Origin of the sequence: Sporosarcina ureae, assembly GCF_002109325.1 — a bacterium.
In the GTDB taxonomy this organism is placed as follows: domain Bacteria; phylum Bacillota; class Bacilli; order Bacillales_A; family Planococcaceae; genus Sporosarcina; species Sporosarcina ureae_C.
Map to the genome: position 1 here is coordinate 2,386,107 of NZ_CP015348.1, position 12,950 is coordinate 2,399,056.

General features: G+C 43.9%; 11 protein-coding genes and 1 tRNA gene. 9 read left to right on the forward strand and 3 right to left on the reverse strand.

All coding sequences use genetic code 11. The annotated features are described in order from the left end of the window. Positions 1-40: 40 nt before the first annotated feature. Positions 41-1,759: an ABC transporter ATP-binding protein gene (locus SporoP32a_RS11840; RefSeq protein WP_085428072.1), complete on the forward strand. Its 1,719-nt coding sequence runs from the start codon at positions 41-43 to the stop codon at positions 1,757-1,759. Then, positions 1,756-3,558 carry an ABC transporter ATP-binding protein gene (locus SporoP32a_RS11845; RefSeq protein ID WP_085428073.1) on the forward strand — a complete coding sequence of 601 codons (1,803 nt, stop codon included), beginning with the start codon at positions 1,756-1,758 and terminating at the stop codon, positions 3,556-3,558. The genes SporoP32a_RS11840 and SporoP32a_RS11845 overlap by 4 nt, the downstream gene beginning before the upstream one ends. A gap of 159 nt (positions 3,559-3,717) precedes the next feature. Here the strand turns inward: SporoP32a_RS11845 and SporoP32a_RS11850 are convergent, their stop codons facing one another. Both SporoP32a_RS11850 and SporoP32a_RS11855 read right to left on the reverse strand, forming a co-directional pair. Continuing rightward, positions 3,718-4,173, reverse strand: coding sequence for a YusW family protein (locus tag SporoP32a_RS11850; protein WP_085428074.1), 456 nt, complete (start codon positions 4,171-4,173; stop codon positions 3,718-3,720). 109 nt (positions 4,174-4,282) lie between these two features. Continuing rightward, positions 4,283-5,299 (reverse strand): DUF2804 domain-containing protein, encoded by a 1,017-nt coding sequence (locus tag SporoP32a_RS11855; protein ID WP_085428075.1) that lies wholly within the window; start codon positions 5,297-5,299, stop codon positions 4,283-4,285. Positions 5,300-5,372: 73 nt separating this feature from the next. Between SporoP32a_RS11855 and SporoP32a_RS11860 the strand changes: the two genes are divergently transcribed. From SporoP32a_RS11860 to SporoP32a_RS11890, 7 genes are all read left to right on the forward strand, one after another. Next, positions 5,373-5,445: transfer RNA gene (locus tag SporoP32a_RS11860), tRNA-Ala, on the forward strand. 292 nt (positions 5,446-5,737) lie between these two features. Then, positions 5,738-6,562: a transporter substrate-binding domain-containing protein gene (locus SporoP32a_RS11865; RefSeq protein WP_085428076.1), complete on the forward strand. Its 825-nt coding sequence runs from the start codon at positions 5,738-5,740 to the stop codon at positions 6,560-6,562. 1 nt (position 6,563) lies between these two features. After that, entirely contained in the window at positions 6,564-7,232 is a 669-nt protein-coding gene (locus tag SporoP32a_RS11870; RefSeq protein WP_085428077.1) for an amino acid ABC transporter permease, read from the forward strand. Between the two features lie 25 nt (positions 7,233-7,257). Next, positions 7,258-7,986 carry an amino acid ABC transporter ATP-binding protein gene (locus SporoP32a_RS11875; protein ID WP_085428078.1) on the forward strand — a complete coding sequence of 243 codons (729 nt, stop codon included), beginning with the start codon at positions 7,258-7,260 and terminating at the stop codon, positions 7,984-7,986. A 44-nt stretch (positions 7,987-8,030) separates the two neighbouring features. Next, positions 8,031-8,516 (forward strand): amidase domain-containing protein, encoded by a 486-nt coding sequence (locus SporoP32a_RS11880; protein ID WP_085428079.1) that lies wholly within the window; start codon positions 8,031-8,033, stop codon positions 8,514-8,516. 104 nt (positions 8,517-8,620) lie between these two features. After that, on the forward strand, positions 8,621-9,211 hold the full coding sequence (locus SporoP32a_RS11885) for a nitroreductase family protein (protein ID WP_085428080.1): 591 nt from the start codon (positions 8,621-8,623) through the stop codon (positions 9,209-9,211). A 167-nt stretch (positions 9,212-9,378) separates the two neighbouring features. Next, positions 9,379-10,956: an IS1182 family transposase gene (locus SporoP32a_RS11890; protein ID WP_085428081.1), complete on the forward strand. Its 1,578-nt coding sequence runs from the start codon at positions 9,379-9,381 to the stop codon at positions 10,954-10,956. A 585-nt stretch (positions 10,957-11,541) separates the two neighbouring features. On the opposite strand, the gene SporoP32a_RS11895 is transcribed toward SporoP32a_RS11890, so the two are convergent. Further along, positions 11,542-12,924: a dipeptidase gene (locus SporoP32a_RS11895; protein ID WP_085428082.1), complete on the reverse strand. Its 1,383-nt coding sequence runs from the start codon at positions 12,922-12,924 to the stop codon at positions 11,542-11,544. Positions 12,925-12,950 lie beyond the last annotated feature (26 nt).

A 12,950-nucleotide genomic window follows, 5' to 3' on the forward strand; every position in this document is an offset into this window, starting at 1 on the left:
ACATAATGAATGGAATGACAGCGAGTAAGAGGTGACCTATATGAAGACAGTTTTCCGTTACGCACTTCCTTATAAATGGCCGATGTTCATTGCTATTGTACTAATGTTACTCGAACTATCGGTCGAATTAATTCAGCCATTGCTAATTGGTCGAATTATAGATGATGGAATTATGAAAGAAGACTTGAACACTGTTCTAGTGTGGGGAAGTGTCATGATGGCTTTAGCTTTCTTGGCGCTTATTACAGGTGTTGTCAATTCTTATTTCGCAGCGCATGCGGCACAAAGCTTTGGTTATGATCTAAGACAGGCTTTGTTTCAGCGTGTTCAAACGTTTTCGTTGGCAGCATTTTTGCGCTTTCCGACGTCAAGTCTTATTACACGTCTGACAAGTGACGTGACGCTTGCACAAAACGCACTCTTTATGGGATTGCGTATTATGGCCCGCGCGCCGTTGATGGTAATCGGAAGCTTAATTATGGCATTCGTTGTCAGTCCTAGGCTCGCGATATTTCTACTGATTGGTGCGCCATTCTTAGCTGTGTTTCTTATTATCATGGCACGAAAAGGCGTCCGTTTATTCGGCTTGGTTCAGCGTCGTTTAGATGGAGTAAATCAACTCGTGCAAGAAAATCTACAAGCGGTTCGTCTCATTAAAGCCTATTTGCGAGGTGTTTTTGAAACGAACCGTTTTTCAAAAGCAGCCGGCGCACTGAAGAAAGATAGTGTCCGCGCCATGCGATTGATGGAACTGATTTTGCCTGTCTTGTTGTTTATCATGAACGTTAGCTTTATGGCAGTACTTTGGTTCGGTGCAGATGAAGTTCGTAATTCAGGAATGCCTGTCGGAGACGTCGTAGCGGTCGTTAACTACACGATGCGTATGACCAGTGCATTTTCAATGTTTTCCTTTTTAATTGTAATCTTCTCCCGTGCAAAAGCATCTTCCGAACGAATGGAAGAATTGCTAGTGGCTGACGATGAACTTGAACAGCTTGAGATTGGCGACAATCGTCCACGAGGTGCAGCGTCTGTCCGTTTTGAACATGTATCCTTCCGCTATCCAGGAACTACGGAAGACGTGCTGAAAGACGTATCGTTTGAAGTTCCAGCGGGCGGAAAGCTTGTCATCATGGGCGCTACTGGATCAGGTAAATCTACGATGCTTCAATTATTACCGCGTATGTTCACAGTTACTGAAGGTGCTGTGTGGATTGACGGCAAGTACATAGAAGAATGGCCGCTTGACACGTTGCGTAATTTGATCGGCTATGTGCCCCAGCAATCGATGCTGTTTACTGGCTCCATAGCAGAAAATTTATCATGGGGTAAACCGGATGCCACAGCGAATGAAATTGAAGAGGCTGCTAAAAAGGCACAAATTCATTCATCGATCATGCACTTTTCAGAAGGGTATGAAACACGTGTTGGACAACGTGGAGTCAATTTATCAGGCGGTCAGAAGCAGCGCCTATCCATTGCACGCGCATTGATCCGTAAGCCATCCTTATTGATTTTAGATGACAGCACAAGTGCACTCGACGTTAAAACAGAGTCGGCACTGTGGGAAGCCTTGCGTGAAGAAGATACGACGATGTTCATCGTCACCCAAAAGATTCAAACTGCTCAAATAGCTGATGCGATTTTATTATTGTCAGATGGCAAAATAGCTGGCTATGGCACACATGAAGAACTATTAGAGACTTCCTCGTTCTACCGAGAGATTGCAGAATCGCAACAGAATGGGGGAGTGGCATGATGCGAAAACCATTTGGCTATGAACCTATTATTCAAAAAAACGATTTATCAAAAGTACAGCGTAAAAAAGTTCAGAAGGCGGGTAATTGGAAATCCGTTCTCACGCGTATTTGGCAGTTGATTGACCAACAACGTAGTTTACTCCTCACTGTACTGGCACTCGTTTTTGTTAGTTCCGGACTTGCGCTACTTGGTCCGTTGATGATCGGAAATATTATCGACCATTTCATCATTCCGAAAGAAGTGGACGGGCTAAGCCTACAGATTGGTTTATTGTTACTTGTCTATGCGGGCTTCTCTTTGTCTACGTATTTTCAAAACTACTGGATGGTCGGCATCGCGCAGCAAACGGTGTATCGTATGCGCACGCAATTATTTGGTCATCTACAGAAGTTGCCCATCCGTTTCTTTGATAAACGACAACACGGTGAACTAATGAGTCGCGTGACGAACGACATTGAGAACGTTAGCCAAACATTGAATTCTTCATTGATCCAAGTGTTTTCCAGTGTACTGACACTAGTGGGTACAGTATCGATTATGCTCTATCTCAGTCCTTTATTAACGTTACTGACGATGATTATTGTTCCGTTAATGTTTTTTGCGATGCGATGGATCACTCGGCGGACAAGCATTCTATTTAAAGAACAGCAACGCGCAATCGGTGAATTAAACGGCATGATTGAAGAAACTGTCTCGGGCCAACGAGTCGTCAAGGCGTTTTCGCAGGAACAGAACGTCATGGAAGAGTTCGCACAGAAAAGCGAGCATCTTCGAACGGCAGGCTTCTGGGCTCAGACGTATTCAGGTTTCATTCCGAAAGTCATGAACACGCTCAATAATATGTCATTTGCAATAGTCGCAGGAGTCGGGGGACTGCTAGCGGTGACAGGATCTGGCGGTGTAACGGTCGGGACGATTGTTATATTCAGTGAGTATGCAAGACAATTTACGCGACCTCTGAACGATCTTGCCAATCAATTTAACACGGTACTCTCCGCTATCGCGGGAGCAGAGCGAGTGTTTGCGATCATGGATGAACCGGTCGAAAAAGATGAAGCAACTCAACAGACCGAAACATTACACGGTGATGTCGAATTTCGTGATGTGACATTCGGTTACGAAGAGGAAGCGATCATCAAAAACCTTAGTTTCCACGTTCAATCAGGTGAAACAGCAGCCTTCGTTGGAGCGACAGGAGCAGGCAAGACCACTATTATGCAACTGCTATCCCGTTTTTATGAAGCGGATAGTGGGCAAATCTTACTCGACGGCATCCCGATCAACGAACTACCGCGCCAAACTGTGCGTAGTCAAATGGCTTTCGTCCTGCAAGATCCGTTTTTATTTGAAGCGACCGTGCGCGAAAATATTCGTTATGGCCGACTTGACGCAACGGATGAAGAGGTGGAAGAGGCCGCTAGAAAAGCCAATGCCCATAGCTTCATCAACAAGTTATCGATGGGCTATGATACGGTGCTGACAGCGGGTGGCGAAGAGATTTCACAAGGTCAAAAGCAGCTGCTATCCATCGCCCGCGCATTAGTGGCGGATCCGACGTTGCTGTTGCTGGACGAGGCAACAAGTAGTATCGATACCGTGACGGAGCTAGCAATTCAAGAAGCGCTCGAGCGCCTGATAGAAGGAAGAACCAGTTTCGTCATCGCCCATCGTCTGAACACGATCAAGCAAGCAGACAAAATCTTTGTACTCGCAGATGGTGAGCTACTTGAGTCAGGCAGTCACGAAGAACTATTGGAACGTAGAGGCGTGTTTTATGGGATGTTGAATCATGATTGATGAGTGAAATGAAGTGAGGGAAGCTGCTCAAGTCGAGCCTATGGGAAAGCGTCCGCCTGGAACGCAGATCAACGTTGCTTTCACCCTCACCCAACTGTCTAATTCCAAACAAAAACAAGCCATCTATCCAATGCCGGATAAATGGCTTGTTCCATGTTATTACTTCTTATCATCAATATTTAGGGACTTGTCGTCTGTAAAGTCTACATCCAACTTAAACTCATCATAATCATCAAGACCATACCACTGCAGAATGCGATCAATCGCTTCTTCTTTTGTAGTGCCACTATCAATCAAAATCTCCATAAACATCTTATGCATATCGTCAATTGCTTCATTACCTTCGAGATCAACTTCTTGGAATTCGTTGACATACTCTGCATCGCCAGGCTTTACATCCTCATAATCGGTTTCGATTTTCTTATCATCTTTCTTGATCGTCAAATCGAAATCTGTGAAGCCGTATCCGTCGCCTGTATTCATCGTACTGCCTTCACTTTCACCTTCAATACTTACCGCATCATCGTTGTTCGGTGCTTCGTCTTTTGACGCGCAACCGCCTAGAAGTAAAATAGATGAAACCCCTGCAATGGATAACATTCGCATTAATGACATAAGCGCCACACTTTCTAAAGTGTATACTACTTATATTATCACCTAAAAAGAGGGATCTTAAACCCGAACTGCTTTATTTAGGGGCTGTGAAAGCAGAGTAAAGATACAATTAGTGATATTTGCGCTCTGAAATCGAACCAAGCATCTGTCGAATCGGTAAAACTTGTCCGCTTGGTAGTCGAACTTTCCCGTGGTAATAACCGACATATTGATTGATCGACATCTTCCGTACGAGATAATGATCAAGTGTGGAGCTGTGGAAAAATGGTTTGAATGTCAATTGAATGTCATCTGAAAACTTTGTTTGGATCTTCCAAGTACTTTTCGGATTTTCTTTATCGCTCTCAAATAATACATCCTCGTGAATCTTATGCATTGTGCCTTCCACGAAGACAGCGTTTTCTGTTAATCCGGTACCATCTGTCCAACTACCACCAAAATTTAATCCAACACGTTTGCCGCTTGTACGCTGCGAGGCCATTGCCCACTCCCAATTCGTTCGGGTATTCCACACACCACGACCATAATCATAAACGGCGAAACTGTAATACGGATTGAAGTCATAGCGACGATCGCCAATGCGTACATATCCACCGGTCGGCATAATTGAATGTTTAGAAGTGAAATGGAACGAGTCACGGTTTTTCGGAATCACTACATTCAATGACTCGTCCTTCTCCGGATGAATAATATGCAAATCCGCGTGTAATACTTCATTGTCGAAATCAGGGATAAGGACAGATAAATGTGTTTCACCTTGCATGTGAACAAGTTGAACCGTAATATCGTCATGTACAAACTTGATGCTTTCAAGTGCCTCTTCTGGCATTTTTACACGTCTCGCAAAAGGCAGGGTTACGTGCTTTTCATAGAAACGCTGTGTTTCATAATTCAGTATGTAAATGAGGCAAATTGCTTTATGATCCAGGTGTACAATCGAGGCAGACAATAAGAGATCTTCCCCGTAGACGCACCAATGATTCCAGCGCTTCTTTTTCATGAACTGACCTTTTAAGTTGCTTCTCACTAAAGGGCTGCGTGCGTATCCTATTGATTCAGGATTCAGAAGTCCCTTGGAGTTGCACAGAGGTACAGTTTCATCCAACTCTTTCTCTTCATGCTGCATCATATTAACCACCTTTCTTGCCTATTGTTTTTTAAACGAACAGTTGATATACTCTATATTGTATCAGATACGAGGGGCATTAGCTCAGCTGGGAGAGCGTCGCGCTGGCAGTGCGAAGGTCAGGGGTTCGAGCCCCCTATGCTCCATTAAAGTAGTAGCGGCAGTTCTTGAGAGAAATCTCAACGAACTGTCGTTTTTTTATGTTGCTATCCCTTATAGATACCCCTAAATAGTATAGAATAAAACTTTTTTTGTTGTATATTTATTCATTATAACGTATATTGAGTACTAGAGTAAATAACTATTATAAGAGCTTGGCTACTGTATGAAGTATGCAAGTAACCGTATACATATACTTGTAGACAGATACTATTCATTATCTTATAATTATATCAATTTAGAATATTTATACCAAACGAGAGAAAGCAGGGGAAATGTATGAAGAAGATGTTTACAGCACTAGTACTAATTTTGGTATTGGTTGTAGCAGGTTGTAGCAGTAATGACGGCGGAGGGGCAAGTTCATCCGAGAAGTCTACATTAAAAAATATTAAAGACAACAAAAAACTGGTGATTGGAATTGCACCCGGTTATTTCCCTTTTGAAATGAAAAGTACAGAAGGCGGCTTTGTTGGGTATGATATCGATCTAGCAAATGCGGTAGGGGAAGCGCTGAAAACGGAAGTAGAGTTCAAGCAATTTGTATTTGATGGCTTAGTGCCAGCTTTGCAAACAGGCGAAGTGGACATGGTTATCGCAGGCATGACGATTCGTGGAGACCGTGCATTATCAGTCAGTATGTCGAATCCATATTACAAGACAGGTCAGGCCATCATGGTACCTGCAGCGAACAAAGGCATTAAATCATGGGAAGAGCTCGATGTAAAAGGTAAGAAGATTGCTGTAGGGATCGGAACTACAGGTGCTTTGCTTGCGAAATCTCAGTTTAAAAATGCGGAAGTAGTAGATTTTGAAGACTTCCCGTTAGCTGCTACGACGATGGGTTCAGGACAAGCGGATGCTGTCGTCTATGACGAACCTGCAGTTGCAGTATGGCGCTTGGAGAACGAAGGGAAAGTTCATCAGATGGAAGGTTTATTATCTGCTGAGAACTTAGGGATAGCTGTAAAGAAAAATGATTTTGAAACAGTTCAATGGCTTAATTCATTCTTATTCAGCTATATCGACAGTCCAGAAGAGTTGGAATCAAGAAATCGTTGGTTCGAGGAAAGCGACTGGCTAGATAAGGTTTCAGGAGAATAATATGGGCGGCTATGAATATGACTTCAGTGTAATATCACAAAATATGGATATCTTTATTGCAGGTGCGCTAAAGACACTTGAAATTTCAGCGATTGCATTATTGTTGGCTATTCCGCTTGGGGTTATTATCGGAATGGGCAGAATTTCCCGCAATAGATTTATCCGTATTCTTTCCTCAGCCTATGTGGAAGTCATGCGCGGCGTGCCGTTGCTAGTATTATTGATTTGGATTTTCTTTGTACTGGGACAGTTTTTAAAACTTGGTTCCTACTGGGGATCAATTATCGGTTTGGCAGTCTTTACGGCTGCGTTTATTGCGGAAATTGTTCGCTCAGGAATACAAGGCGTGCCAAGAGGTCAGATGGAAGCAGCCCGTTCGTCGGGTATGACCTACTGGCAAGCCATGCGCTTGATTGTTTTGCCACAAGCATTCCGACGCGTTCTACCACCACTTGCTTCACAATTCATCATGCTAATTAAAGATTCATCGTTGATCTCGGTAATCGGTGCAACGGAACTGACATTGAATGCGAAGAATCTAGTGTCGACAACGTTCCGCTCCATTGAAGTGTGGACGTTCGTCGGTCTAGTGTACTTTGCCATGACGTTCACGTTGTCCATGATCATCCGTGCGATCGAACAGAAGCTATTAGCGAGAGAAAATTCATGAAGTTTGATGTGAAGGAGTGTCAGATATGATTTCTATCAAAAATGTCAATAAAACATTCGGTATGAATCAAGTGCTGACAGACGTCTCACTTGAAGTACCTAAATCCCATGTGGTGGCTGTTATTGGTCCAAGTGGAGCAGGGAAGTCTACATTAATCCGAACAATCAATGCGCTCGAGCCCATTGATAATGGAGAAATCATCGTAGACGGAATTTCCATTCACGACAAAAAAGTAAATATTAATAAAGCACGTTCTGAAATTGGGTTCGTTTTCCAAAGCTTTAATCTCTATCCATTCTTAACCGCGTTGCAAAACGTTACACTGGCACCAATCAATGTAAAAGGACTTAGCAAAAGTGCGGCGGAGGAGCGAGGGAAAGAGTTGCTGACTTCACTCGGTCTTGGCGACAAATTCGACGCCTATCCAAACCGATTATCAGGCGGCCAGCAACAGCGTGTCGCAATAGCCCGTGCGCTCGCGATGGATCCGCAAGTCATGCTTTTCGATGAGCCCACATCCGCACTCGATCCTGAGATGGTCACGGAAGTGCTCGATGCGATTCGTAAACTCGCTGAAAGTGGTATGACAATGGTCGTCGTGACACACGAAATGGGCTTCGCTAAAGAAATCTGCGACGAAATTATCTTTATGGCAGATGGTAAAGTGGTTGAACAAGCCTCTCCGGCCAAGTTCTTCACGAACCCAGATACGGAACGCGCCCAAAACTTTTTATCGAAAGTATTACATCATTAATCGAACGTCCCTCTTTGTCATATGATGTGACAAGGAGGGATTTTTTGTACGATAGACAAGCAGCAGTTCGCTACGCGGATAAATGGTGGAACGATAGAAATCCAGCGTTCCCAATTTTTGATGATGACTGTACGAATTTTATTTCACAATGTTTATTGGCAGGCGGTGCACCGATGCATGGCGCACCAAACCGTGAAAAAGGTTGGTGGATGTACAAAGGCACGTGGAGTTTCAGTTTCACCGTTGCTCATTCATTGCGCTGGTATCTAGCCACTTCCACAAAAGGGCTGACTGCTACACAAGTTAAGAGCGCCCAAGAATTACGACCGGGCGACGTAATTTCGTATGACCTCCAAGGGGACGGCCGTTTCGATCATTCGACGATTGTAACTGCTATGGACGGAGATAACCCACTCGTCAGTGCACATACGTATAACGCGCATAACCGCACATGGGCCTATAAGGACTCCTATGCCTACTCGCCAAACGCAAAATACATCTTCTTCAAAATACATGACGACTTCTCATAAATATCCAGCTCTGCATCAAAGTGTTTCCCATAGCCTCTAGCAACAGACTACCAAGTTAGGGTATAATGAAAAACAGATACTTATTGCAAAGGAGAAGGTTGAGTGTGAATGAACAAGCATTATCGGTAAGAGAGGCCATCGTATCACGGCGCTCTATTAAGAATTTTAACGGACAACCGATCGAACCAGAGATCATCCCAGAAATCATAGAAGATGCCATTTGGGCGCCAAACCACGGAAACCGTAATCCTTGGCGATTGATCGTAGCAACAGATGAACAGTATGAACAGCTTTTGGACGTCTTGAAGGAGTTCGGTGTAGCAAATTGGAAACAGCTTTCTGACGAGGATCTTGAAAAACAAATGAAGAAGTTCTCGACTGCCAGTGCAGCTGTATTCGTCATCGTACCTGAAGATGTACGCCAAAAAGAACGGCTGGAGGATTTTGCGGCAGCCAGCATACTGATCCAGAATATTCAATTGCTTGCTTGGGATCGTGGAGTAGGAACGTGCTGGAAAACACCTCCGTTTATCGATAATCCGAAGTTCCGCGAACGCTTGGGTATAAAGTCAGGCGAGCGTATCATCAGCATGTTGCAGTTCGGTCATTTCGATTCATTACCGAAAGCAGCACCACGTAAGCCAATCGAAGAAATTATTACGTACTTTGGCAGTGAACCAGACGAAGAAGAGTGAAATAAGAAACAGGCTGGGACAAAACCCTCCTCATATTGAAAAAGAACGGACCCATTGAAGTTTATGGGGTTCGTTCTTTTTTATATATTTTTTTAGTTTTAGGAAGAAAAAAGGATACCTTCTGATAAAATTTAGTCACCACAACAAAAAGTATCGGAGGTATCCTTATGTTTAAAGATTATAACATGAACCAACTGATTTTACCTTTAGATTTAGAAATTAGCTTACAAGAACATGATATTGCTTACGCCGTGCATGATCTAGTCGAAAGCATTCCGAAACAAGCATTTGACAGCTTTTTGCGTGAGACAGGTTGCCCATCTTATCATCCACGGATGATGTTAAAGATCATTTTGTGTGCCTATACACAGTCTGTTTTTTCGGGCAGAAAAATAGAAGGACTGTTAAAAGATAGCCTTCGCATGATGTGGTTAGCTCAAGGTTATAAACCAAGCTATCGCACCATCAATCGATTTCGCGTTCATCCTGAAGTAAAAGAAGTACTACGCCAGTGCTTCGTGCAATTTCGTTGCCAGCTGGTACAAAAACAGCTAATTGATGAAGAAGCCATTTTTATTGATGGAACGAAGATTGAGGCGAATGCCAACAAATTTACATTTGTCTGGCGCAAGTCAGTGGAACGGTATAGTTCAGGTCTTGTAGAAAGGTCCAGTCAGATGTACGAAGAGCTGTTAGAAAAAGAGATCATCCCTGAAATCGAACGAGAAAGTTTTGATGAACTATCTACTGCGGAACTGTCTAAAGTAGTAGAGAAGCTAGATGAAACTATCCAAACCTATACAGAAAAGATTAACGCTAGCGAAGATGTCGAGGAACGTAAACAAATTCGCTCGCTACGAAAAGAACCTAAACAATACCGTAAACAATTTCAAGACTTCTTGGATCGAAAGCAGAAGTATCAGCACGATATGAAGATCTTTGGCCATCGTAACAGCTACTCGAAGACGGACCGCGATGCGACCTTTATGCGGATGAAAGATGATTATATGAAAAACGGGCAACTAAAACCGGGATATAATGTGCAAATTGCGACCGAAGGGCAATATACCCTCGCTTTTGACGTGTATCCAAATCCGACCGATACGCGTACACTCATTCCATTCTTAGATACTATTGAACAAGACTTTTTTGAGCTGCCACAGTATATTGTCGCGGATGCCGGTTATGGAAGTGAACAGAATTACGGAGATGTCATTGAAAATCGAAAGCGCGTTCCGCTTATTACCTATAACCAATATCGCAAAGAAAAGAAAAAGAAGTACAAAACCGACCCTTTCAATACGGCGAATTGGGCATATGATGAAACTACGGATACCTTTACTTGTCCAAATGACAGAAAACTCGTGTTCCGCTACCTTTCCAATCGGACGGATCGTTATCAATTCACACGGACGATGAAAGTATACGAATGTGAGGATTGTTCAAGCTGCCCATTGCGCTCTTTCTGTACCAAAGCAAAAGAAGAGAACAATAGGAAGTTGTATGTGAATGAAAAGTGGGAACAGCAAAAAGAATATATTCGTGAAAAGCTTTCAGATAAGAAAACAGGTGAAATTTACGGCAAGCGCAAGATTGACGTAGAGCCAGTTTTTGGATTCTTGAAGGCTAATTTAGGGTTCACTCGTTTCTCCGTAAGAGGAAAGGAAAAGGTGAAAAATGAATTAGCCTTCGGTTTATTGGCAGTGAACTTGAGAAAGTACACTGCCAGGGAGGTAAATGTATAGAAGTCGTACAAGGATTTCTATACAAAAAGGGTTCGATCATCAAAAACCGATGATCGAACCCTTTTTTGGCTCACTTCTGGCTAGTTATGTCCCAGCCTCGTTTTTGTATGTTGAAAAGGTGAGTAGGGATGTGTGTTGGGAGTGATGTGATCATAGAATCTGGCTGAGTGCTCTATGCAGTCGTGAATTCGCTCATAGACTCCGTCCGAGTGCTCTATGCAGGCGTGAATTCGCTCATAGAATCTGGCTGAGTGCTCTATGCAGTCGTGAATTCGCTCATAGACTCCGTCCGAGTGCTCTATGCAGGCGTGAATTCGCTCATAGACTCTGGCTGAGTGCTCTATGCAGTCATGAATCCGCTCATAGACTACGCCCGAGTGCTCTATGCAGCCGTGATTCCGCTCATAGACTACGCCCGAGTGCTCTATGCAGTCGTGAATTCGCTCATAGACTACGCCCGAGTGCTCTATGCAGCCTTGAATTCGCTCATAGACCCCGCCCGAGTGCTCTATGCGGCCTTGAATTCGCTCATAGACTCCGGCCGAGTGCTCTATCCAACCACAAATCCGCTCATAGACTTTAAACTCACAGACCGAGCTTTTCAATCTCTCCATAGTAACCACTAATCACACGCAGTCCTTTGTCGAAGTTTTCCAAGTGGAAGTGTTCATTCGGCGCGTGGAAGTTTTCGGTATCTAGACCAAAGCCCATTAATACCACAGGTAACTTAAGTATTTCATCGAATGCTGCGACGATTGGAATAGAGCCACCACCGCGAGTGTAGACGGTTGGTACACCGTAGACTTGCTCATATGCTCGGCCCGCCGCTTGAATGACTTCGTGGTCGTATGGCGTTAAGTAAGGTTTACCCTTATCGAATTCCGTGATCGTTACTTCACAACCCACTGGTTCGTGTTTCGCGATGTGCGCACGTAGTTTTTCTACGATTTCGTCAGGTTCTTGATCTGGAACTAGACGACATGTGATTTTTGCTCCGGCTTCGGAAGGAAGAACGGTTTTGATGCCTTCTCCTGAGAATCCACCGAATACACCGTTGATCTCGAGTGTAGGACGAGCCCATGTTTGTTCCGTGTACGTATAGCCGGGTTCGCCTGTAAGTTCTTTGACGCCTACTTCTTTTTTCACTGCTTCTCTATCAAAATCAAGAGCCGCCCAGCCTGCGCGTTCTTCTTCGGTTAGGTCGCGAACTTGATCATAGAATCCATCGATCGCAATTGTTCCTTCAGCATCACGGAATGAAGCTAGGATTTCGACGAGTGCGTGGATTGGGTTTTGAACGCCACCACCGTATAGTCCGGAGTGCAAGTCGCCTTTAGGTCCTTTTACATCAATCTGTACGCCCGCTAACCCGCGCAGTCCGTAGCAAATGGCCGGTTGTCCAGGTCCGTACATGCCAGTATCAGAAATGACGATGAAGTCTGCCGCTAGCTTATCTTGATTATTTTGGATATATTCCTCAAGACTCGGGCTGCCGATTTCCTCTTCTCCTTCTATAATAAGCTTGACGTTGACGGGAAGTTTGCCTTCAACATTCATCAGCGCCTCGATTGCTTTACTGTGCATAAACACTTGCCCTTTATCATCGCTTGCTCCGCGTGCATATAATTTATTATCACGGATAGTTGCTTCAAATGGAGGTGTTTCCCATAAGTGGAGTGGATCAACAGGCTGCACATCGTAGTGACCGTAGATCAAAATAGTTGGCTGACCCTCAGCATGCAACCAGTCTGCATAGACAACAGATTGTCCAGCGGTTTTTTCAATCGATACATTTTCCAGTCCGATACTTTCAAATTCATTCGACAGCCATTCCGCTGCTTTTTGCATATCCGGTTGATGCTCGGAAAGTGCACTGATACTTGGAATTGCTAAGAATTTTGTTAATTCTTCCAAGTGGCGGTCGCGGTTATTCGTGAAATATTGGTCCAATGATTGTAATGAAGTCATAATAAACCCTCTTTTCTTTGGATATT

Bases quoted from the DNA above. Each gene is read 5' to 3' on its own strand.
- SporoP32a_RS11840 (WP_085428072.1), top strand. From the start codon at position 41: ATGAAGACAGTTTTCCGTTACGCACTTCCTTATAAATGGCCGATGTTC.
- SporoP32a_RS11845 (WP_085428073.1), top strand. From the start codon at position 1,756: ATGATGCGAAAACCATTTGGCTATGAACCTATTATTCAAAAAAACGAT.
- SporoP32a_RS11850 (WP_085428074.1), bottom strand. From the start codon at position 4,173: ATGTCATTAATGCGAATGTTATCCATTGCAGGGGTTTCATCTATTTTA.
- SporoP32a_RS11855 (WP_085428075.1), bottom strand. From the start codon at position 5,299: ATGCAGCATGAAGAGAAAGAGTTGGATGAAACTGTACCTCTGTGCAAC.
- SporoP32a_RS11865 (WP_085428076.1), top strand. From the start codon at position 5,738: ATGAAGAAGATGTTTACAGCACTAGTACTAATTTTGGTATTGGTTGTA.
- SporoP32a_RS11870 (WP_085428077.1), top strand. From the start codon at position 6,564: ATGGGCGGCTATGAATATGACTTCAGTGTAATATCACAAAATATGGAT.
- SporoP32a_RS11875 (WP_085428078.1), top strand. From the start codon at position 7,258: ATGATTTCTATCAAAAATGTCAATAAAACATTCGGTATGAATCAAGTG.
- SporoP32a_RS11890 (WP_085428081.1), top strand. From the start codon at position 9,379: ATGTTTAAAGATTATAACATGAACCAACTGATTTTACCTTTAGATTTA.
- SporoP32a_RS11895 (WP_085428082.1), bottom strand. From the start codon at position 12,924: ATGACTTCATTACAATCATTGGACCAATATTTCACGAATAACCGCGAC.